Annotated in this window: 16 protein-coding genes; 1 reads left to right on the top strand and 15 read right to left on the bottom strand. The window is 39.7% G+C overall.

Annotated elements, in window-relative coordinates:
- Positions 1 to 16: 16 nt before the first annotated feature.
- From tig to CRN97_RS10675, 6 genes are all read right to left on the bottom strand, one after another.
- Positions 17 to 1,243 (bottom strand): trigger factor, encoded by a 1,227-nt coding sequence (tig, locus tag CRN97_RS10705; RefSeq protein ID WP_097076884.1) that lies wholly within the window; start codon positions 1,241 to 1,243, stop codon positions 17 to 19.
- A gap of 716 nt (positions 1,244 to 1,959) precedes the next feature.
- Positions 1,960 to 3,486, bottom strand: a complete 1,527-nt coding sequence (malQ, locus tag CRN97_RS10695) for a 4-alpha-glucanotransferase (protein WP_097076882.1) — start codon at positions 3,484 to 3,486, stop codon at positions 1,960 to 1,962.
- A gap of 10 nt (positions 3,487 to 3,496) precedes the next feature.
- Positions 3,497 to 4,339 (bottom strand): carbohydrate ABC transporter permease, encoded by an 843-nt coding sequence (locus CRN97_RS10690; RefSeq protein WP_097076881.1) that lies wholly within the window; start codon positions 4,337 to 4,339, stop codon positions 3,497 to 3,499.
- Positions 4,339 to 5,190: a carbohydrate ABC transporter permease gene (locus CRN97_RS10685; protein ID WP_033151792.1), complete on the bottom strand. Its 852-nt coding sequence runs from the start codon at positions 5,188 to 5,190 to the stop codon at positions 4,339 to 4,341. The genes CRN97_RS10690 and CRN97_RS10685 overlap by 1 nt, the downstream gene beginning before the upstream one ends.
- Positions 5,191 to 5,281: 91 nt before the next feature.
- A complete protein-coding gene (locus tag CRN97_RS10680; RefSeq protein ID WP_074791694.1) occupies positions 5,282 to 6,592 on the bottom strand; it encodes an ABC transporter substrate-binding protein in 1,311 nt (436 codons plus the stop codon).
- Positions 6,593 to 6,678: 86 nt separating this feature from the next.
- Positions 6,679 to 7,683, bottom strand: coding sequence for a LacI family DNA-binding transcriptional regulator (locus tag CRN97_RS10675; RefSeq protein WP_097076880.1), 1,005 nt, complete (start codon positions 7,681 to 7,683; stop codon positions 6,679 to 6,681).
- A gap of 345 nt (positions 7,684 to 8,028) precedes the next feature.
- On the opposite strand from CRN97_RS10675, the gene CRN97_RS10670 reads away from it, so the two are divergent.
- Positions 8,029 to 9,609, top strand: a complete 1,581-nt coding sequence (locus CRN97_RS10670; RefSeq protein ID WP_097076879.1) for a DUF5722 domain-containing protein — start codon at positions 8,029 to 8,031, stop codon at positions 9,607 to 9,609.
- Between the two features lie 189 nt (positions 9,610 to 9,798).
- Here the strand turns inward: CRN97_RS10670 and CRN97_RS10665 are convergent, their stop codons facing one another.
- The 9 genes from CRN97_RS10665 to CRN97_RS10625 form a co-directional block, all read right to left on the bottom strand.
- Complete coding sequence (locus tag CRN97_RS10665; protein WP_074791688.1) at positions 9,799 to 11,175, bottom strand: S1C family serine protease; 1,377 nt, start codon at positions 11,173 to 11,175, stop codon at positions 9,799 to 9,801.
- A 63-nt stretch (positions 11,176 to 11,238) separates the two neighbouring features.
- Positions 11,239 to 13,071, bottom strand: coding sequence for a glutamine--fructose-6-phosphate transaminase (isomerizing) (gene glmS / locus CRN97_RS10660; protein WP_097076878.1), 1,833 nt, complete (start codon positions 13,069 to 13,071; stop codon positions 11,239 to 11,241).
- 131 nt (positions 13,072 to 13,202) lie between these two features.
- Positions 13,203 to 14,768, bottom strand: a complete 1,566-nt coding sequence (locus CRN97_RS10655) for an LCP family protein (RefSeq protein WP_097076877.1) — start codon at positions 14,766 to 14,768, stop codon at positions 13,203 to 13,205.
- Between the two features lie 125 nt (positions 14,769 to 14,893).
- The gene (locus tag CRN97_RS10650) at positions 14,894 to 16,240 is read right to left on the bottom strand and encodes a glycosyltransferase family 2 protein (RefSeq protein WP_097076876.1); all 1,347 of its coding nucleotides are present in this window, start codon (positions 16,238 to 16,240) and stop codon (positions 14,894 to 14,896) included.
- The gene (locus tag CRN97_RS10645) at positions 16,240 to 17,661 is read right to left on the bottom strand and encodes a sugar transferase (RefSeq protein WP_097076875.1); all 1,422 of its coding nucleotides are present in this window, start codon (positions 17,659 to 17,661) and stop codon (positions 16,240 to 16,242) included. The genes CRN97_RS10650 and CRN97_RS10645 overlap by 1 nt, the downstream gene beginning before the upstream one ends.
- 39 nt (positions 17,662 to 17,700) lie before the next feature.
- Complete coding sequence (locus CRN97_RS10640) at positions 17,701 to 18,927, bottom strand: UTP--glucose-1-phosphate uridylyltransferase (RefSeq protein WP_097076874.1); 1,227 nt, start codon at positions 18,925 to 18,927, stop codon at positions 17,701 to 17,703.
- Complete coding sequence (locus CRN97_RS10635) at positions 18,927 to 19,907, bottom strand: glycosyltransferase family 2 protein (protein ID WP_097076873.1); 981 nt, start codon at positions 19,905 to 19,907, stop codon at positions 18,927 to 18,929. The genes CRN97_RS10640 and CRN97_RS10635 overlap by 1 nt, the downstream gene beginning before the upstream one ends.
- A gap of 2 nt (positions 19,908 to 19,909) precedes the next feature.
- Entirely contained in the window at positions 19,910 to 21,760 is a 1,851-nt protein-coding gene (locus CRN97_RS10630) for a glycosyltransferase family 2 protein (protein WP_097076872.1), read from the bottom strand.
- The gene (locus tag CRN97_RS10625; RefSeq protein WP_097076871.1) at positions 21,757 to 22,737 is read right to left on the bottom strand and encodes a glycosyltransferase; all 981 of its coding nucleotides are present in this window, start codon (positions 22,735 to 22,737) and stop codon (positions 21,757 to 21,759) included. Before CRN97_RS10625 ends, CRN97_RS10630 begins: the two co-directional genes overlap by 4 nt.
- Between the last annotated feature and the right edge of the window lie 28 nt (positions 22,738 to 22,765).

The following is a 22,765-nucleotide window of genomic DNA, read 5'->3' as shown; positions in this document are numbered from 1 at the left end:
AAATAGAAAGTATTTCCTACTGTCCCTCAGCTTCTACTTCCACCTCTGATTCCAACTCTTCGTCTGTTACAACTTCTGAATCTTCCTCTGTATCAGCATCTGCATTAAGAACATTTGTAGAATTAACTACAGCATTCTCTACACAGAAATCTGTTGCCTTTTCTGTACGATATGCAAGCTCAAAATATTTCTGTCCGCCATATCCATCTACAGTGAAATCAGCATAGAATGTATCAAGGTCTGTATAACCCATATTCTGATAAATTGGTGTGATGAACTCAGTGTAACCCTCTTCATCAACCTCTATACCTTCCTTATTAGCAATTGCCTCAAGGATAAGCTCTGTCTTAGTTGATTCCTTAACATTCTCTGTGAGAGTTTTGATTACTTCCTGGTAATCGTATCCCATAGATGTAAGGTATGCTTCCATTGTTGTGCCGTATGCTTCATACTGCTTGCTCTGAATAGAAAGGATAAGATCTACTCTTGCCTGAAGAAGTCCCTCTGGTACCTCTGAAACAGTGCAGTTGTTAATGAGAGCATTTAATACAGCAGTCTCTGTATCATTCTCAAGATTGTCCTCTAATGAAGCTGTATATTCTTCCTTGAGAGAATCCATATATTCATCAACTGTATCGTATCCAAAATTATCTGATACTACAGCATCTGTTAAATCATCCTCTGACTCAACAGCCTTAGCGATGTAATTAATCTGGAATGTAAATACTACTGTCTGGCCAGCTAAATCTGTATTGCCATATGACTCTGGGAAAGTAACATCATATGCAACTTCATCACCAACGCTATGTCCTACAAGACCTGCTGTAAATCCATCGATAAAGCCTGTAGTACCGCCAGCCATGCAATTGCCTGCCACATCAATCATCTGGTCCTCTGCTGAACCACCATCAAAAGGCACTCCATCCTGCGAACCAACATAATCAACATTTACAATTGAATCTTCCTGAACCTCTGTCTGGCTATCATCCTCAGCAAAAACTGCCGCAGACTCAATAGTATCTGCTACATACTGCGCAAATCCCTCGTCAGTATACTCATACTCACCTTCGATTGTAACTTCAATCCCTTTGTAATCCCCAAGTGTAACGTAATCGTCAACATTGTACTCTATCTCTGCTACCTGTGTAGTCTCCTCTGTAGCTTCCTCAGATGATTTTCCACAAGCCATCATCGAAGCCGCCATAGCTGTAGCTAAAGCTAATGCTAAAACTCTATTTTTCATCACAAAACCTCCGTCAAATATGCGAATCTTGCGCTATTGTACCACATATACCCCTCGAAATCAAAACCGTACCTCCACCCAACTCCTACTCGCCCCCCCATAAAAGTACAATAAACTGGCTGCCCTCCGGGGCCCTGCACCGGTCTGTATTGGGGAGTCATCGCATGAATATTATGTTTTTCTAAAGTGCAAGGCGAGCACACTTATTTACAGGTGTCTTTTGCAGGTCTGTACATTTTCTGAATCTGTATGTCTATGGACGGACACACAGTTCTTGATTAGAATATGGATTTCAAAAACTATGGATACCTTTGGGTGATTTTGGAATAAGCTTAGTAGAACAAAAAGAGATATTTGATATGGATGAGCAGCTGCCGCTAGGACGGCGGCAGCAGTGGTCACTTGAAACACGATGTTGAATGTGCCACGGTGCTCATACATACAAATATCTCTTTTTTAGTTCTACTTAGCGAATGTAATATGAACCCAAGGTACCATAGCTTTGGAAATCCATATTAATAATATTATAGTGTCCGTCCTAGCCAATACAGATTCAGAAAAAGTTCATCCCGCAACAAGACACCTGTAGTATGCTCGCCTATTGCACTAAGAAAAACTATAATATTCGCGAAATCGACTCCCCAATACAGACCGGTGCAGGGCCCCCGGAGGGCAGCCAGTTTTACATACACTAGGGGTGCGAGTAGGAGTATGGGTTATTTTTTGGCCTTAGTTTTAGCAGGCTTTTTAGGGGTTTCTTTTTTCTTTGTGCGGTCGTACATGACAGACATTTTGTAGATTTTTTCTGCAAGGTCGTCTGTGATTTCGTCCTCGATGAGGCGCCACTGCCAATTGCCTGATTCTGTGCCTGGGACGTTGATACGGTTGTATTTGCCAAGGCCAAGAAAGTCCTGCATCTGAGCTACGAATAGAGTGGCTACAGAACTCATTCCGCCGCGAATCATGCCCCAGTTAAAGCCCTCTGATTTGGAGATGCCTAGATACTTGCTGGCATATTCTTTGTCTTTTTTGTTGGCTTCCTGGTACCATTCCATGACTGTCGCATTGTCGTGGGTGCCAGTGTAGCATACACAGTTTTTGTCGTATGTGTGTGGCTGGTAGTTGTTTGGTTCTCCTGAATCGAATGCAAACTCAAGAACCTTCATGCCTGGCCACTTGCTGTCATGTAGAAGCTCCACAACAGTTGGAGATGGTTCTCCTAAATCCTCTGCTATGAATTCGATATTTGGGAATTTTTCAGATAAGAGACCTACCAAATCCATTCCAGGGCCTTTCTTCCATTTACCCTTCTTTGCAGTCTTTTGTCCTGCTGGCACAGCCCAGTATTCATCAAATCCTCTGAAGTGATCGATGCGCAATACATCGTAGAGCTTTGCAGCACCTTCTATTCTACGAATCCACCAGCGATAGCCATCCTTCTTTAATGCTTTCCAGTTGTAACATGGATTGCCCCAAAGCTGACCGTCCTCGCTGAAGTAATCTGGTGGAACACCGGCCACTTCAACTGGATAGTTTTCCTCATCCAGACTAAAGAATTCTGGCTCAGCCCAAACATCACATGAGTCAAGCGCTACATATATTGGTAAATCTCCAATGATTTCTATTCCTAAATCATTGATGTATTTTTTAAGCCTTGTCCACTGCTTGAAGAATAAGTACTGAATGTATATAAAGAATTCAATATCCTTTTCTAATAGCTTTCTGTATTTTTCTACGGCCTCTGGCTTGTGAAGACGAATATCTTCCTCTGGCCACTCTTGCCAACTAAGCTGTCCAAAATGCTTTTTAATAGACATAAATAAAGCATAGTTCTCTACCCATGGATTGTTTTTCTTAAAGTGAGAAATATCCCCTAACGCAGCCTTGTAGCCTCTTTCCTTTGCCTTTTCAAGAATCTTGAATCTGCTACTGTAGATTTGTCCATAATCCACGTATCTAGGATTTGTCCCCCAGTTTTCAGCCTCTACTTCCTTTTTTGTAAGAAGCTTTTCCTCTATCAGCATTTCAAGATCTATGAAATAAGGGTTTCCGGCAAAGGTAGAAAAGCTTTGGTATGGGCTATCGCCATAGCTTGTTGGGCCCAGTGGTAAAACCTGCCAATACTTCTGACCTGAAGCTTTCAAAAAATCTGCAAATTTGTACGCTGCCTTTCCAAATGTGCCAATGCCATATGCAGATGGCAATGAAGATATAGGCAGTAAAATACCGCTACTTCTTTTCATATTCTCTCTCCTAGCCTTTTACAGCTCCAGCAATTACGCCTTTGATAATATATTTCTGAAGGCAAATGTACATGATGATGATTGGTAAAACTGTCATCATGATGCATGCCATCATAGGTCCCATTTCAACATGTCCATAGCTGCCGCGGAAATACTGAATAAGTATTGGAATAGTCATATATTTCTTACGGTCTAGAACAAGATATGGTAATAAATAATCATTCCAAAGCCACATTGTTTCAAGTATAGCTACCGAAATAAGTGTTGGCTTCAATATAGGTAAAACAATTTGGAAAAATGTCTGGATTGGATTACAGCCATCAATCATTGCTGCTTCCTCAATTTCCAGAGGAATTGATTTCATGAAACCTGTAAACATAAACACCGCAAGTCCAGCGCCAAAACCTAAATATATTATACATATATTGAATGGTGTGTCCAAATCCAATCTATCAGCTGTAGATGAAAGTGTGAACATAAGCATTTGGAATGGAACTACCATTGAAAACACGAAAAGAGCATAGCATACTTTTGAGAGCATTCCGTGAACTCGTGTTATGTACCAAGCGCACATGGATGTACCAAGCAAAATAAGCACATCAGATGTGACTGTGATAACTAAGCTGTATCCAAAAGCTGCTGCAAATCCCTTTGAAGAAAGAGCATCCTTATAGTTTTCAAGACCTATAAAGCTCTTCGCATCTGGCAGTTGAAAAACTGTGTTAGTGCTGATAAATGTATCACCCTTAAGTGAGTTGATTAATATCATAAATACTGGATAAATCCAAAGTACAGCCAAAATGCATAAAACAATAAATAAAATACCCTTGGCAATTCTCTCTTTTGCTTTCATTACTGCTGCACCTCCTTTGATTTAGTAAACTTCAACTGAATCATGGAGATAATGATTACCATAATACAGAAGATAACAGCCTTTGCCTGACCATAGCCTTTCCACTGAGGGCCTGTACGGCTGTAGAAGGTGTTGTAAATATTAAGAGCAAGCATCTCTGATGCATGTGCAGGTTCGCCGCCTGTCAATGCCAGGTTCTGATCAAATAGCTTGAATCCATTAGTGATTGTAAGGAAAGTACAAATTGTAATTGAAGGCATTACATTTGGAATCTTAACTCGGAAAAGTATCTGATTTGTTGTAGCGCCATCAATCTTTGCAGCTTCAATATAATCATCAGGAATAGATTGAAGTCCTGCGATGTAGATGATCATCATATAACCAATTTGCTGCCAGCACATAAGAATTGTCAAACCGATAAATCCGTATGTTGCATTAAGAGCAAGAAGTGGCTTTTCCAAAAGTGAAAGAACGCAGTTTAAAAGTATCTGCCAAATATATCCAAGAACAATTCCACCGATTAGGTTTGGCATAAAGAAAACTGTTCTAAAAAAGTTAGATGCTTTTATTTTGTTTGTAAGTGCCAGAGCAATAGCAAATGCTATTACATTTATTAACACTGTGGATACCACAGTAAAAAGCGCTGTAAACCAGAATGAATGCCAAAACTCACTATCTAGTATTGCATACGCGTAATTGTCTACTCCAATAAATGTTGCTTTTTTAATAGTTGTAAATTTACAGAATGATAAATACAAACCTTGTACAAATGGATATATAAAACCGACGCAAAAAGCGGCTAAAGTAGGTAGTACAAATATGGGCCAGTATTTTCTAATAGCTTTCTCCATAGCAATCTCCAATCCCAAAAAATTTGGAGGGCGTTAGGCCTCGCCCTCCTAAGAATAAAAGAAGAAAAAATACTCTAAAAAGAGTCTTTCTTTAGTTATTAGCTGCAGCGTATTCTGATGCCCAGCCATCAACGAATGCTGAAACAACATCGTCCCATGAACCTGTGCCTGCTGCATATGCTGTAAGAGCACTACCTACGCCATTCTTCCATTCTTCTGAAGGCATAGTTGTGAAGTTCCAAGAAACTGGTGTCTTACCTGCTTCTGTGTATGCTCTATCGTTAAGTACGAAAAGGTTAGTTGTATCTGCTGCATTCTTGAAAGGAATTACACCGATGTTTTCAGAAAGCATCTGTGTACCTGCCTCAGATGTAACCATCCATGTAAGGAAATCAATTGTTGCCTGAATATCTTCTTCTGATGCTTCAGAGTTTACACACCAGTAGTTCTCTGTACCTGTGCAAAGTCCCTGATTAGCCTCATCGCCTGCGCCAATGTAAATTGGAATCATTGCAAGCTGATCATCTGTCATACCCTTATCTGTAAGGTTCTTATATTCCCATGAACCATTCTGATAGAATACTGCCTGGCCCTCTGCAAATTCATTTTCTGCATCATCACCAGTCTTACCAGCTAACTCAGAAGGATCACATGTTGCGTTGTTGATATAAAGATCCCACATAGCCTTGTAGTTATCAAGGTATGTTCCTTCGATAGCATCTGTAGAATCAATGCCCTTATCCTGATACTCGAAGTAAATAGGAAGGTTTGCAAGGTGTGTCTTGAATCTCCAATCAGAAGAACCATCCATACCTGCTGATGTAAATGCTGAGAATCCAAGCTCACCTGAACGAGCTGTAATATCCTCTGCAACTTTCTTTAAGTCATCAAAGCTTGCGATATCATCAAGTGAGTATCCAGCCTGGTCAAGTAATTCTGTGTTTACGATAAGTCCATAAGACTCGATTACATATGCAATACCTGCAACAGCATCTCCATCATAAAGTGCGAATGAATCGCTTGTTAACTCATCATAAAGAGATGAACCCTTAAGGTCATAGCAATAGTCCTTCCAGTTAGCGAGACCTACTGGACCATTTACCTGGAATAATGTAGGAGCTTCGTCTTTAATAATCTCAGATGACAATGTCTCCTCGTATGTACCAGAAGCTGCTGTAATAACTGTTACAGGAACACCTGTCTCTTCTGTGTACTGTGCAGCGATTTCCTGCCAAGCCTCATCTGCCTCTGGCTTGAAGTTAAGATAATAAACCTGTCCACTTGCACTATCGCCTGTGCTAGCAGAACCACCATCACTGCTTTCGCTTGAACCACAGCCTGCAAATGCAGCTGTCGACATCATTGCGATTAACCCTAATGCCAATACTTTCTTCATCTTCATTTCTTACACTCTCCTTTTTGTGTATGATAATTTCTATGTTTCAACAAAGGACTCTATACCTCCTTTGTAAAAACCAAGAGAATTACCTACTTAAGAGTCTCACCTTCTCTTAAAGTAGTTGGAAGAATCACATGTCTGTATGTGCTTTTTCCATTAATGATATCTACCAACAATTTCACTGCTTCACTGCCCATTTTTTCCATTGGCTGACATAGAGTTGATAACACAGGATTCATGTATTCAGAAGCTTCAATTCCATCTATCGCAATAACCGCAACGTCCTCTGGCATCTTTTTACCAGCTTCCCTCAAAGCTTTCATCGCTCCCATTGCCATATTATCTGAGATAGCAAACACCGCTGTGAATTCTCTATTCTTTTTTAGCCAATCTTTCATGCCTGAATAGGCATCCGCAATATTGAAACTATTGATTTCTATTATCAGATTTTCATCTAGTTGTATTCCAAAATCTTTTAATGCTCGTTTATAGCCGGCAAATCTCACCTGACTGACTGAGCCATCCTCCACTCCTGATAGCAAAACAACTATCTTTCTGCGGCCTTCATTAACCAAATATTCCACTGCATCATAAGCAGCCTGGTTATCATCTATACATACACTCGAATAATCAGATTTATCTAATGTTCCATACTGATTATTGAATGTACAACATACATAAGGAACATTGATGCTAGTCATTCGTTCCTTTGTATAATCCAAATTTCCTCCAAGAAAAATCAGACCTTGGAGCTTCTTATCCCTTTCCATTTTGGCGGCGGTCATAATCTCATCCTCGCCTGCTGCGATTTGCTGCATCACCATAGTGTATCCAGCCTTTTCAATTCCGCTTCCAATCTCTGTAATAATCTTTGTGTAGAATGGGTTAGACAGTCCTCTCACAACAACTCCTATGTTGTCTGAGGAAGTCCTACCAAGCTCCCTTGCGCTAGTGTTAGGTATATAGTTGTACTCTTGCACAACAGCTAATACCTTTTCCTTAGCTTCCTCGCTTACATCAGGATGGTCATTAAGCACCCTTGACACGGTACTGACACTTACACCTGATAAACGTGCAATGTCTTTAATTGTCATGATTTTTCCTTCCTTTATTGAACTCACATAGCCTTTTTATTTAACATTTCGGGGCCTAATCCGTCCTGTTAAGAGCTATATTTAGTTATTCTGGAACCGTTACTGGTAACGTTTCCAGTACGAGTTGATATTAGCTCTTTATGCCTCTCCAGTCAATAACTCCGGGACTATTTCGTCCATTCTCACAAATCAGCTATGAAAATTTTGTGAAAAAGATTTATGTTTTTTCTATGTTATTTTCTTGTATATTTTATAATTTCTATGATTTTTAATAATAATCATGATATATTTTTAAATGACTCCGGCTACCGGAGAAGATTCATCGGCTGAAAGGAGCTATGATATATGAAGATTTCTAAAAGAATTGCTAGTATTGCATTTGCATTAGTTTTTTCGCTTAGTGCATTTCTAGCAGTACCTAGCCTTAACGCAGAGGCAAAAACAAAGGCAGCAGCTAGCGGTGTCACAATCGCTGCAGCTTTGATTCAAGGCGCAGATGTTGTTGTTACAACTTCCGGTGCAGCATCATCAGAGGATGGTTTATTCCACCTTGTAGCATCTGACGCAAACCAGACAGCACCATTAGGTATTGATGTAGCTCAGGCTACAGCAGCTTCTGGGGCAACATTCTCTGTTCCACTTGGAAAAGGAACTGCAAGCACAATGCTCTTCAAGAAGTTTACAGTTTGTGTTATGAAGGGCGGCGCTCTTTCACCAGTTTCAAACAGCATGTACATTACAAATCCTGAAGGATGTGCTACATATGCATGTGCAAGAATGGATTATGGAAAGAAGGGTATTCTTCCAGCACTTGATGTTGCAACTTTTAATAAGAACCAGCCAAGAGACCTTGGTTGCCAACAGGTTCAGTTAACTCTTCCACTTTCATGGATTTCAAATGGTGGCGGTTCATATAATTATAACGGAAAGATTTATCACTTTGAGACAGCTAGACTTTCTGGATATGACAACGCTATTAGAAAATACAACGGAATGGGATGCCAGGTTACATTAATTATTGTTGTTGACCAGGCAGCTCAGACAGAATTTATTAATCCTTATTCTTATGATGGATTAGGACTTCACAATTACTATGGTTTGAATGCATCAACAGCTGAAGGTGTAGATATCCTTAGCGCTGCTGCCGCATTCCTTGGAAACAGATACTCAGGCCACGGATTCGGTCAGGTTGATAACTATATCATTGGAAATGAAGTAAATGCTTGGGGCGATTGGAATTACATGAACTGCGGTTCATTAGAGGCTTTCACTCAGCAATATACAAATGCGTTCCGTGTTATGTACAACGGAATCAAATCTGAAAACGCAACAGCTAATGTATACGTTTGTACAGATCAGCAGTGGGCTAGAGCTGGTGCAGCAAATTACTATGCTGGTAAGTCTTTCTTAGTACAGTTTAATTCAATGATTAAGGCAGAAGGAAATGTAGACTGGAGACTTGCAACACATGCTTACATGACGCCACTTACAAGTGCAACACCATGGGCACCTTCTGGCAGCTTAACACACAGTCAGAACTCACCTTACATTTCACTTCAGAATATAGATGTTGTAACAGACTTCATGTGCCAGAAAGATATGCTTTCACCAACAGGTGCTGTAAGAACTGTAAAGCTTTCTGAGCAGGGCTACACATCACTTTCAGGTGAAAACCTTCAAGCTGCAGCTGTTGTATATGCATACCTTGTTGCTATGAACAACAGTCACATTGATGGAATGATTCTTTCACGAGAAAAAGATGATCCAGGTGAAATCGCACAGGGCCTTGCCAACGGACTCTGCAACGTAGACGGTTCAAAGAAGATGTCTTACACCTTCTATCAGAACTGTGCAGACCCTAATGTAGTAGCGCAGGCCAGCGCAATCGCAGGCGTAGACCTCAACACACGTATAACACCTAGATAGGCCACTACACTAAGAGAGCCATGCCGTTACGGCTACAAGCCTACAGCATGGCTCATATAATTTAAGGCTAGCCAGAATTATCTGGCTAGCCTTAAATTATATTTACGGGTAAGTCGACGCCATTTGATATTTGCCTTCGGCAAAGGCGTCTCCAGTAATACTTATCTTGTGACCAAGATAAGTATTAGTTTATTGTACTGCGTCAACCTTGTGTGTAAGTGTTACTTCTACGGTTTCTTCTTCGTAGTTATTTGATGCCTTGGCAACAGTAACCTCAACTGTTGTTCCGGCTGGAAGATACTTCATAATGTTATTGAGTGTGTTTACAGATGTAACTGTACGACCGTTGAATGATGTGATTACGTCATCAACTTCGATACCAGCTGCTTCTGCACCTGAACCTGCAACTACCTGAGCTACATATACACCAACTGGAACATCGTACTGCTCAGACATTTCTGATGTAATATCCTTACCAGCAATTCCAAAATATGATGCATCAAGCTCTGAAACAACATCGTTATCAATCATCTGCTGGATAATGTCCCATGCATAAGAGATAGGAATTGCATATCCCATACCTTCAACAGACTCATCTGCAAGTTTTGCAGATACAATACCGATTACCTCGCCTGTAGCATTAAGTAATGCACCACCTGAGTTACCTGGGTTAACTGCTGCATCAGTCTGAATAAGACTGTTTGTAACGAGATTTCCTTCCTCATCTGTGATTGAAACTTCACGGTCCTTTGCAGATACAATACCAGTTGTTACTGATGTACCATAACCAAGTGCGTTACCAATTACGATAGCAGCCTCACCTACTACAGTTGCATCAGAATCACCAAGTGTTGCCACCTTAATAACTGAAAGAGTATCTGAAGGAATATCTGATACTGCAACTGCTACTACAGCAAGGTCACATGATGAATCTGTTCCTTTGATTGTTCCTTCAACGGCTTCACCATCGTTGAAAGTAATTGTAAGTGTTTCCGCACCTGCTACTACGTGATTGTTTGTTGCAATGTAAATATAGTCATCATCCTGTGAAATGATGATTCCGGAACCAGCTGATGTTGTCTCCTGCTGCATTGTTCCGAAAAATGTCTGATATTCTGTAAGACCTACATTTGTAACCTGTACGATTGCTGGAAGTACATTTTCAGCAATTTCTGATACATCTGAAGTAACTGTTGTAGATACTTTATTTGATGTTGTAGAAAGAGCTGTACCACTTGCACTTTTAGCTGTGTCTTCCGTCTCAGTAGATTCGATTTTTTCTTCTGACGATGCTGACATAGGCAGGTATCTGTTTGAAACATATACCACTGATTGGAATGCTGTACCAGCAACCAAGCCAAATACTAACGCTATTGCAACTGCACGTCCAAGCTTTCCTACAAAACCTGTGGACTTTTTCTGCTTTTTGTTCTTATTACCATTATCATATGGTGACCATTGATAATAAGATTCACCTTGGTTTATTTCGTCCTTCTTGTAGGAATATGAACCGTTGTTGTTTTCTGGCCCATTGTTTGAGCCTCCATTGTTGTATAAATCACTCATAAACTCGCCTCCATTTAAACTTTTAGTAAGAATAACCCAGTAATGTGATAGTCAGGTGACGGTTTATTCAACAGTAACTGACTTCGCAAGGTTTCTTGGATGATCTACATCAAAACCTTTACCTACTGAAACATAATATCCAAACAACTGAAGTGGAATAATAGCCAATGAATTTGTAAAGTATCTATTTGTCTGTGGAATGTACATTACGTAATCAGCTACTTTTTCGATATCTTCATGTCCAACTGTTGTAACAGCAAGAATGAAAGCACCACGTGTCTTGCACTCTACGATATTTGAAACAGTCTTTGCATAGATATTTTCCTGAGTTGCTACAGCACCTACTAGTGTTCCCTCTTCAATAAGAGAGATTGTTCCATGCTTTAATTCTCCAGCTGCATATGCCTCTGAATGAATATATGAGATTTCCTTAAGCTTAAGGGAACCTTCCATTGCAATCGCATAATCGATTCCACGTCCAATAAAGAATACATCTTTAGCAGCAACGAATCTGTTAGCAAATTTCTGGATTCGTTCTTTGTTTCCAAGAAGCATTTCGATTTGCTCTGGAAGCTTCTTTAAATCTGTGATAAGAGACTTCATTTCCTCTGCTGAAAGAAGACCTCTAACATCAGCAAACTTCATAGCAAGTAAGTATAATGCAACAAGCTGTGCTGAGTATGCCTTTGTTGTAGCAACTGAAATCTCAGGACCAGCCCATGTATACATAACCTTTTCTGCCTCACGAGCAATTGAAGAACCTACTACGTTTACGATAGCAAGTGTCATGTTGCCCATTGCACGAGCCATACGAACTGCTTCCTTTGTATCTGCTGTCTCACCAGACTGGCTGATGGCAATAACAAGCTCATTCTCCTGAAGGATTGGATTTCTGTATCTGAACTCTGAGGCTATATCAACCTCAACTGGGATACGTGCCATTTCCTCAAAAACATATTTAGCTGTAACACCTGTGTGATATGCACTACCGCAGGCAACGATACGAATACGTGAAATAGATTTAATTTCATCATCGCTCATACCAAGCTCTTCGATATCAACAGTGTCATTTTTAATTCTTGGATTAAGTGTATCACGAACTGTCTTTGGCTCTTCGTGAATCTCCTTAATCATGAAGTGGTCATAACCACCCTTTTCTGCAGCATCAACATCCCAATCGATTGTCTTAGCTTCCTTTTCGATAGGCTGACCATCTACATCAAAGAATTCAATTGTATCTTCTGTAAGACGTGCAATTTCCTCGTTTTCAATGAAGTATACGTTTCTTGTGTATTTAAGAACAGCTGGTACATCAGATGCGATTAAGTTGCCATCTTTTCCAAGACCAACAATAAGTGGGCTGTCCTTTCTAACGGAGTAAATCTGATCTGGATAATCAGCAAAAATAATACCAAGAGCATAAGCACCCTCAACACGATGCATAACCTTTGTTACGCATGTAAGAGGATCATTGCCCTGCTTATAGTAATAATCAAGTAAGTGAGCAACAACCTCTGTATCTGTCTCAGACTTGAAGTTGTATCCACGCTTGATAAGCTTTTCCTTAAGCTTTGCATAGTTCTCAATAATACCATTATGAACTACTGCGATTGTCTCCTCCTCATTAAGATGTGGATGAGCATTCGCCTCGCTTGGTTCACCGTGAGTAGCCCAACGAGTATGACCAATGCCGATTGTACCCTGCATTGTCTCACCATCGTGAGTTTTCTCACTAAGAAGACGAAGACGTCCCTTTGCCTTTTCATATTCGATTTTGGTGCCATCATAAACAGCCATACCAGCAGAGTCATAACCTCTGTACTCAAGCTTGCTAAGTCCATCTAACAAAATTGGCGCTGCCTGTGACTTACCAACATATCCTACTATTCCACACATATGTCCTTTTTCCTTTCATAAACTCGCATAATTAATAAATACAAGCCATTTGATTTTACTACTATTTGGCTCAAAAGTAAAACAGGGACCTGCCAAAAGGCAAGCCCCTGTAAAGATACTTTATTGATCTTTTAATCCGTAGTTTGTGTGACTGTCGCACTATCTTCCGTGAATCCCGTTTCATTAACAATGTGGTCGCTAATAACATCAACCATATCGTCAGTAGGATCGTAATCCTGCTGGTCGTATAAGAACTCATGTAACTGAACAACATTTGATGTAAGTGTACATGGAACCAATACTGAACCAGTAGTCTTGCTTATTGTAGTGTCCTTAAGTGCAAATGGGAATCCTGTTGAATCAGCAATCTCATAATCACCAACTGATGCTGCCATTGAAAGCACCTGTGAAAGTGATAAGCTTGTTGAAATGCTAGGGAAGACATCATCTGCAATCTTGTTAAGTGTAGCAACATCTGCCTTCTTTGCTTTTTCTACAAGAAGCTTTATTACTTTACGCTGATTCTCAGCACGACCATAATCGTTATCAACAGCATATCTGTTACGGCAATAACCAACAACCTGAGCACCATTAAGTGTGTATGTTCCTGGGCTATCGAAGTAGCAATCTGAATACTTCCATCCCTCTTCCTCATTAGGATAGTAGTTAAGTACGTTTTCTACCTCGGCAATATAACCAGCAAGAGCATTCTGATGTGTCTCTGGGTTATCTGTATCAATCATCTTCTGAGTAACTTCAAGTTCCAAACCACCTAAGTCATCAACGATAGTAGCAAGTGCATAGAAGTCAACTGATACATATCCAGAAATCTTAAGATCCAGGTTAGTATTTAACATTCCGATAGCAGTCTCAACACCACCGTGGTTGTATGCGTAGTTACATTTTCTATATGTACCCTCTGTAATCTGGAGATATGTATCACGCTGTACAGAAAGCATCTTAACTTCTTTTGTATCGTTGTTGATAGAAACAAGAATGATTGTATCTGAGTTACCACTGTCAAGGTTTCCATTAGAACGGTTATCAACACCGAACAATGCAAGTGTGGTGTAGTTACTTAACAACTCCTCTGTCTCTGTATCAAGGTTGTTAACTTCAATTTCATCCATATTGATGTTATCCCAGTTAACCTTACCGAACTTATTCCAAAGGAAGAAAATAACTAAAAGAAGTAACAATACTACTATCTCTACAACAATAATATTTCTTCTTGCTTTCTTCTTTCCTCCACGTCCATTCTTGCCGCCACCTTTACGCCCGCTAGGGACATTTTTACCTCTAGCTGGGGCAGTATTTCTAGTTGGTCTGTTAGGATGTGATGCAGCTGGCTTTTTTCTCTTCTTACTTGCAGAAGGATGCGCAGCAGCTGCTGAAGTTCTATGTGATGAAGAAGCGCTACGTGGTCTACTTCCACTTGGTCTGCTTCCACTTGGTCTACTTCCTGAAGGTCTACTTCCACTTGGTCTACGCTGGCTCATTGTCTCACTCTGTAAATCGTAATCATACAAATCTATTTCATCATCTAATGAAAGATCTGGTGAAATATCTGCATCTCTACCATATGATCTAGACGCTGTTCCTCCAGCGGTTCTATATGCAGAAGTTCTATTAGCTGGTCTTGGATTTCTGCCAGTTCCAGAGCTTCTTCTTAAATCGTAATCTTCGAAATTACTCATCAGATTATTACTCCCATCTTAGTATTAATAACTATGCTAGTCTACTCTAAGCTTTAATATATTGTCAAGAAAACTGAAATATTTCTGTCACATTCTATAAAAAACGCGGCAAAAATTAATCATTTTTACTCTTGCGTTCCCGGCAATATATAATTTTCCATACCAACAGGTAAATTCCTATTGTAAAAAGTGTCACCATTCTTAATGATTTCACCATGTTTTTCCATCAATATTTCATGAGAATCTGTGGATGTAATTGTCATTCTATTCTTTTTTCTAGCAATAACTTTTGGAATGACTATTGTTCTATATCCTCTCGCTTTTGCCCTAAGGCAAAAATCAAACATTGCATCCTGGCCTGATAGTCTGGTATCAAAGCCATGAAGCATTCTATATACCTTTGAATCTATCATGCAACAACCTGCATCTACCATTGATACATCTCTTGGCATGCTAGCCAAATTCTCGTAGCTATCTCTGAAAATTCGCTGTCCATGGAACGCCGGATACCACGCTCCATCTGTATCAAACACATATCCTACATTGTCATAAGTGAAGCCCCTATCTATGAAGCGAGCACCTACCACAGCCACGTCAGGCTGATTTAGATATGCATACATTTTTTTAGCATTATTTCTAGTGTAAAGTTTAACATCTTCCTCTTTAAAGAACATGTAGTCTTTGGAAAAGCGCCTAAAAGATGTTTCGTCGTAATCCAAATGCCACTTCTTTAAAGATGCATCAATTCGCCCCTCTGCGATAACTCCTGTTTGTCGAAGATAAGAAATAGCAAGAGCCATATGCTCCTTGCAATAGAAATTAGCTTCTGCCCTTTGCTCCTTTGTAAGAAGCTTTTCGGAAGTACGTTTATGATACAAAAGGGATGGAATATGCTCTATAGGTTCTTTTTTGAATGCTGCCCGAAGAAGATATTCATAGATATAGGCAGTCTGAGCCTTTTCATTGAATTCTCCCAATCGTCTGTACACATTACGTGCAATTGCAACAAACTCGCCAATATAGTTTGTCTGCAATAATAGTTCTTTGTTGAAATCACATTTAAAATGAGGATTCATTCTATCCTGGCCAACGATTTCATCGTTATCCGTATATACGATACTATCATTGTCCAGCTGTGAAATCTTTTCATTTAAGAATGCTAAAGTCTTAAGACTTAATCGATCGTGCTGCCCTAAATAAACCAGATAATCCCCTTCTGCAAAATGGGCGCCTATGTTGTAAGCATAGGCACCTCCAGATTTCTTTTTCAGTCGACGATAATGAACCTTATCTACAATGTCCGGGAAGAATTCCTTAATGGTAACTTCGATGGCATTAGAAGGATTATTATCTAGTATATAAAGTTCAAAATTACGGTACTCTTGCTCATCTATAGACTCTAGACAATCTTTGAAATAATCCATATCTGTATCTATAGTCCAGATGACCAAAGAAAAATATGTATCCGCCACTATTTCGAGCCCTTTCCACCAAAAACAACAGCTATAGTCTTAAATATTATCTTGATATCTAATCCAAGAGACCAATTAGATATGTATTCTGTATCGAGAGCAACTACCTTCTCAAAATCTTTTATGTCGCTACGACCGCTAACCTGCCACATACCTGTAAGTCCTGGCTTGATAGACAATCTAGCCTTGTGATGAAGAGCATAATTCTCGTATTCCTCTTCAAGTGGTGGTCTCGTTCCAACAAGAGACATTTCTCCTATAAGAACGTTCCAGAACTGAGGCAACTCATCGATAGAATATTTTCTCAGAAAATGTCCAATTGGTGTGACACGAGGATCATTTTCCATCTTGAACATATTACCCTTCATCTCATTCTGAGACATAAGCTCTTTCTTGCGTTCCTCAGCGTCAATGTACATGGTTCTAAATTTGTAGAATTTGAATCTACGGCCATTCTTTCCAATTCGTGTCTGAGTGAAAAATACTGGTCCCGGAGACTGAAGCTTTATAACTGGTGCAAATATTACAAAAGCTATAAACGCTAAAATCAATCCTACGATTGCGCCGCAGATATCCATCAATCTCTTAAGGAACGCTTGTCTATTGTTTGCAATATGCATACTTGTTGTAAGTACAACATAATCGCCATATGTTTCCATAATGCGGTTTGGCATAAGATTATTTGTATGAATCAAAGACATATGAACTGTAAGTCCCTGTTCAACTAAACGTCCTGCCAAGCTTTCCTCGCTGGCTCTTGTGTTACCATCAAGGAATATTTCATCCACAACATTTGTCCTGAGATACTCAAAAAGGCTATCCGCATTTGCAACTACTGGAATGCCTTGAATCTCCTGACCAGTCATATCCTTATCAACAACTACAACGCCCTCAACCTTAAACTCTGTATATGGGCTGTGAGCTATTTCTGAAAGACAATGTTCTACTGTAGTAGACTCCGCAACGACAACCATGGATGATTTGTTTACATCCAAAAGTTTTCTTCTACGGATAATCCTCTTCCAGAAAACTCTAACAATGTATGTAACAACAATCATTGCTATTCCGAAAGCACCTAACGCAAATCGAGAATAGTAGTATGATGTCTGGTTGGCATACATGTAAAGTAATACGCCAAGGAAGTTTATCAAGCTATGCCATACAGTAGAAGTAATTTCTTGATATTTTGTTCTTCTTAAAATTCCTGTGTAAGTCTCTGTAAATAGTACGCCTGTTAAATCAATGAATGGCAATATTTTTGCCAAGCTTTGATAGAGGTTGTACCACTCAAAACGATCCAAAAAGATTATGCTGTGGAACTTGATATAAACACCAATAAAAAGTGCTAACTCCGCAGCAATCATATCCAGGATTATAAAATCAAAATGTTTTACCCAGGAACGCTTCTTTTTTTTGTACAAGTCTTTCTCCTTTAACCTAAGCAGCTAAACTGCTTTTAGTTAGAGTATAACTCCATTTTTCTTAAGCAATTCTCTTGCGCTGTCTACCGAATCTACACCATGAAGATTTTTGATTGGTGCGAACTCGTGTACTCTGTCTACCTCAAATGCAAGATTTGAATCCATCATATGAACCATATCAAGAACTAAAAGTTCGAACTTGTAGCCATTTGGTTCTTCCGGTGAAACATGATTTCCATCAGCATCGATGTGTGGAATCTTTTTCTCAACAACGTGTACAAGCATGTTGTTGTTAACGATTTCATCAAGCTTCTCAAGTGAGAATAAGTAGTTGAGGATAACGCCGTATTTATAAAGAAGGCTACCATCCTCAGCTCTTGCCTCTGCCATCTCATCTGACATTTCGTAGTACTCAACGATTGATGGCTTGCCGTCCTCAAGGCAAAGAAGACCCATCTTTTCCTGTGGATCAACCTTACGAACAACCTTTGAGCCTGCTTCGTATCCGCCTGCAATTGTAGCTCCAACAAATACTGGATCTGCAATTCGCTGGCATACATTATCTACTGCAAAGATGTTAATCCACTTAACACCCTTTGCCTTCATTTCTTTATCAAGGCCTGCCTTTACCATTGATGCATACCAACCACCATTTCCGTTTGGTGATGTAGCAAGACGTCCCTTCTCTTCAAGAAGGAGCTTACCATTGTAATCAACAGCACAAGCCATATCCTGAATGAAGTACTTAACGTACTCAGGATTGTATCCAAAATAATCATGCTCTGCTAAGAAATCACGTGTAGCCTGATCATTCTTTTCACTTGTCATAATATAAAGAGGGACAAAACAACCTGCCTGATTAACAACATCCATAAGATTGTTGATAAGGCACTGGAAAATGTAGAGCTCTTTTGTTTCGCCAACATTGAAGCATCCCTTTGGTAAATCAAATCCAAGACGAGTGCCCATTCCACCTGCAAGAAGAACTGCTGCTACTTCGCCTTTTTTGATTGCCTCTAATCCGATTGCTTCGAACTCATCGTGCTTCTTTGCAATTTCAGAAATACTTACTGCTGGAGGAACGCTAAACTCTCCTCTTGCTGCAGCTTCGTTTGAGCCGATAAGCTTGAAGTCTGGCCAATTAATATTTTCAATCTGATTAAGAAACTCTGTCTTGTTTTCCTCAGGAAGCTGGTCAAAGAAATTCATAACGTGTTCCTGATTATTCTCCCTCAGTATCTCGAGTGCTTTTTCTTTAGTTAACATTATAAGTTATTCTCCTTTTTATATCCATCTTTATTATTCACCCCATCGTAATCCATCTTTCTTGTATGGTACTCAATATCTTCTAGAATCTTGCGATTCTTAGCAAGAAGATCACCAATGAGCGCAATCATAAGGGAAATGAATCCCATGATTAAAAGAGTACAGCCAAGTATAAGTGACTGAACATGTCCTGCTGAATTACCCATTGAAACATATACCAAATATCTGATGATAACCCCTAATCCAACAATAAATGGTATTATAGCCAAAAGACTGAATGTCTTCAAAGGCTGATACATTAAATAAGCCCTAAGTATAGTAACCATAGACTTTTTAACATAGCCCATCATGCTGTTGAACAGACGTGATGGTCTAAGCTCGCCATTAGTACGAATAGGCACACTGGTCTGAGCGATTTTATTGCGCCCCGCTTGCACAATAGTCTCAAGTGTATATGTATAATCGTTTGTAACGTTGAGCCTCATGGCTGCATCCCTTGAATATGCTCTAAATCCACTAGGAGCATCAGGGATATCTGAATTGCTGGCTTTCTGAACTACCCAGCTTCCAAAGTGTTGTAACTTCTTTTTCAAAGGTGAGAAATGCTCTGTCTCATCGATTGGTCTTGCGCCAATAACGATGTCTGAGCGTCCCTCAATAATTGGTCTAACTAAAAGTTCTATATCGTCTGCAACATATTGATTGTCCGCATCCGTATTTACGATAATGTCTGCTCCATGGCGAAGGCAAGCATCAATACCAGCCATAAATCCATAAGCAAGACCTTTGTTACGACGGAGATTAACGATGTGATGTACGCCCCATCTTTTTGCAACCTCAACAGTGTTGTCTGCACTTCCGTCATTTATAATTAAATATTCAATTTCATCGATTCCATCAATATGCTTAGGCAAATCATTTAAGGCTATCTCAAGTGTCTCTGCCTCGTTGTAGCATGGAATCTGAATGATTAATTTCATAGCTACTCCTTACTTCTAAATGAATAGTCGAATTTGGTGAGTGATAGATTTAGGTTGTAGTATGGATCTCCCTTATCAAGCACTGACTGCCACTTTGACATAAAGTACTCTGTCTCTGATTCCATACGCGCCTTTTTGCCCTCATCCTCAAGGTCCAACCCTCGACTCACCGACTCTAAATGATACCACTCTGAAAATGGAGTGTAAACGCACAGTAAATTCTTGGCACGAAGTTTAAGGCAAAAATCTACATCGTTGAAGGCAACTGCAAGGCTTTCATCAAATCCTCCAACTGATTCAAAATCTGACTTGCTAGTAAGCAAGCATGCGCCAGTAAGAGCTGATAAATCCTGAACGCAAGTGCTTCTGTAGAAATAGCCAACCTGCTCTCTGCCACTTCCTAAGAACTGTGAGTTGGCAACTCCACCAAGCCCAAGTACAAGGCCTGCATGCTGTACAGTGTTATTTCCAAAATAGAGTCTTGCGCCTACAGCACCTACATCACTTCTGCGAACGAATCCCATCATCTCTGAAATGCTGTCTGCATTAATCATGCGAGTGTCGTTGTTGAGCATCAGGATGTACTCCCCCTCTGCCTTAGAAACACCGTAATTCATAAGTGCTGAATAGTTGAAGACTCCCATGGTATCTGGATGTTCTTTTGTGAAATCAACAACCTTCGCTTTAATATCTGTTCTATTTTCAAGCTGTGTATAGTAGTTTCGGATTGATTCCTCTGTAGAATTGTTTTCTACAATTACAAACTCCACATTTGGATAGTCGTTTTTCTCCACAATGCTATCGATGCATGCCTTCAAATCCTCTACGTGATTCATGTTTGGAATCACAATAGAAAGAAGTGGTGAATCTGGCCACTGATAGATTGTACGATAATATCCAAGGTGTGTATCGAGCTCTACACGTGCTGGTATACCAAGGCGCTTGTAGTGGTTTTCCACTGCTCGTCTACCATTTTCATAAGCGTACATTTTTGCCTCTGGATGATCTGCAGTTGAATCCGGATGGCATCTCCAGTGATAAAGCACCCTAGGAATGTGATATATATTGGTACATTTCTCCAAAACTCTAAGGTCGAAATCGTGGTCCTGTGCACCATCAAACTCTGAGAGAATTCCACCGCTCTCTTTTACAATGTCTGCTCTAACTACAAAAAGATGTGTGATGTAGTTATGAGAGCAAAGCAAATCAATATTAAAATCTGACTTGAAGTGAGGAAGGAAGTATTCCTTGCCTTCCATGTCAATTTTGTCTTCGTCAGAATAAATAGCTTCGATTGTATTATCTTCATTTAAAGCTTTTGCAATATAGTACATTGCATCTGGAGTGATGAGATCATCGTGATCCGTAAATCCGATATAGTCTCCAGTAGCAAGCTCCATTGCTGCATTTGTATTTCCAGCAATACCTGTATTGTCCTGAAGCTTTTTATAAACAATTCTTTCATCCCAGGTGCCGTCTGTAGCTTTAAGAATGATATCCTTTAAGCCTTCCTCTGGACTTCCATCACCAAGGCAAAGCTGCCAGTGTGGATATGTCTGAGCTGTAAAGGACCGAATTAATTCTATAAGAAATTCTTCCTTTGTGTTATATAACGGAATTACGATACTGATAACTGGATTGTATTTAAAAACAGTATGCTTTTGCTTATCTAATTCTTCTTTTGTGATTGGATTTTCTTTCAGGAACTGTCTGTAGCTGTAGTGCTCCTGATCGTGTTTCATCAGCTTTCTAACTGTCTTTGCTACAGTCTTTTTGAAACCGTAATGTTGCAGATAAAGTAATCCTTTTTCTATTTTATTAGTAGGTTGCTTATATTCTTTTATTTCACTCATAATCGAAAAAAATCTTTTATTGCTTCAGCTAACGCTGTAGAATCTCCCATTTTTACAAAAATATGGCTGCTGTCTGGTGTGAACAGCTCGTGATTGGCCGGGCCATCTCCTAGTATCATTGGCCTGCCCATAGCCTGATATATGTAGGCCTTTCCAGGAATTGTTCTTTTTGCTTTATCGATGGTTCCTGAAAAATGGCCTGCCAAGCATAAATCTGCCTGAGCAATATGCTCCGCCAACTCCTGCTGACTGAGCCAGTTTATATAAGATATATTATCCTGGATTGGTTTGTCCATAGCTGATGGCACTGGACCAATTATTTCGAAGGTAATATCTGTATCATCCTTGAAGTGCTTCAGTGCATCTAAAATCACATCCACTCCCTGAAGATTTAAAATAGATCCAAAATACAAAACCTTTTTCTGTGAATCCGATGACTTTTTATCCCTTGCATAATAGATGCTTGCATCAGCCTCAAGATATAGAACCCTAAGCTTTTCCTGACAAGCACCAAGCTCATCTGCAAAAAACTGACCATGAGCCTTTGTGTCACACACTATATAATCAGCTTTTTTAAGGGTACTCTCATCAAGACGATGGCAGAGCCCTGAAAGGAAACCGCTATCCCTAAACTTCTTTCTATCAAGCACCATAGTGTCATATACCGAAATAAAGAAGTCGATAATGACAGTCTTTGTTTTAAACTTCCAAGAGAAAAAAGGCATAATAAGCTGAGGAGCAAATCCCACAAATACAATATCAATGTCTTTCATGGACTTTTTGAACAAGCTAGCAAACACAAATGCAAGGCGCTTTGGATAGCTAGAAGATTTGCTTCCGATTATCTCTACCTGAGATGCCAAATGCGATAGATAATTAATCTCTTGGGAAACTCTGATGTAATCTAAATTTTTAGTTGTTATATAAAGAACCTTCTTCCCATTGATAAGGGAATCCAGTTGACTAAATTGTTCCATATTATAATCCCTGACAACACAGTTTGTA

Source organism: Pseudobutyrivibrio ruminis DSM 9787, assembly GCF_900218035.1.
GTDB classification, from domain to species: Bacteria; Bacillota; Clostridia; order Lachnospirales; family Lachnospiraceae; genus Pseudobutyrivibrio; species Pseudobutyrivibrio ruminis.
This window is presented reverse-complemented; position numbering and strand designations above follow the sequence as displayed.

What these genes read in the sequence shown, in the direction of transcription:
- tig (WP_097076884.1), bottom strand. Translation starts at nt 1,243, where the DNA reads ATGAAAAATAGAGTTTTAGCATTAGCTTTAGCTACAGCTATGGCGGCT.
- malQ (WP_097076882.1), bottom strand. Translation starts at nt 3,486, where the DNA reads ATGAAAAGAAGTAGCGGTATTTTACTGCCTATATCTTCATTGCCATCT.
- CRN97_RS10690 (WP_097076881.1), bottom strand. Translation starts at nt 4,339, where the DNA reads ATGAAAGCAAAAGAGAGAATTGCCAAGGGTATTTTATTTATTGTTTTA.
- CRN97_RS10685 (WP_033151792.1), bottom strand. Translation starts at nt 5,190, where the DNA reads ATGGAGAAAGCTATTAGAAAATACTGGCCCATATTTGTACTACCTACT.
- CRN97_RS10680 (WP_074791694.1), bottom strand. Translation starts at nt 6,592, where the DNA reads ATGAAGATGAAGAAAGTATTGGCATTAGGGTTAATCGCAATGATGTCG.
- CRN97_RS10675 (WP_097076880.1), bottom strand. Translation starts at nt 7,683, where the DNA reads ATGACAATTAAAGACATTGCACGTTTATCAGGTGTAAGTGTCAGTACC.
- CRN97_RS10670 (WP_097076879.1), top strand. Translation starts at nt 8,029, where the DNA reads ATGAAGATTTCTAAAAGAATTGCTAGTATTGCATTTGCATTAGTTTTT.
- CRN97_RS10665 (WP_074791688.1), bottom strand. Translation starts at nt 11,175, where the DNA reads ATGAGTGATTTATACAACAATGGAGGCTCAAACAATGGGCCAGAAAAC.
- glmS (WP_097076878.1), bottom strand. Translation starts at nt 13,071, where the DNA reads ATGTGTGGAATAGTAGGATATGTTGGTAAGTCACAGGCAGCGCCAATT.
- CRN97_RS10655 (WP_097076877.1), bottom strand. Translation starts at nt 14,768, where the DNA reads ATGAGTAATTTCGAAGATTACGATTTAAGAAGAAGCTCTGGAACTGGC.
- CRN97_RS10640 (WP_097076874.1), bottom strand. Translation starts at nt 18,927, where the DNA reads ATGTTAACTAAAGAAAAAGCACTCGAGATACTGAGGGAGAATAATCAG.
- CRN97_RS10635 (WP_097076873.1), bottom strand. Translation starts at nt 19,907, where the DNA reads ATGAAATTAATCATTCAGATTCCATGCTACAACGAGGCAGAGACACTT.
- CRN97_RS10630 (WP_097076872.1), bottom strand. Translation starts at nt 21,760, where the DNA reads ATGAGTGAAATAAAAGAATATAAGCAACCTACTAATAAAATAGAAAAA.
- CRN97_RS10625 (WP_097076871.1), bottom strand. Translation starts at nt 22,737, where the DNA reads ATGGAACAATTTAGTCAACTGGATTCCCTTATCAATGGGAAGAAGGTT.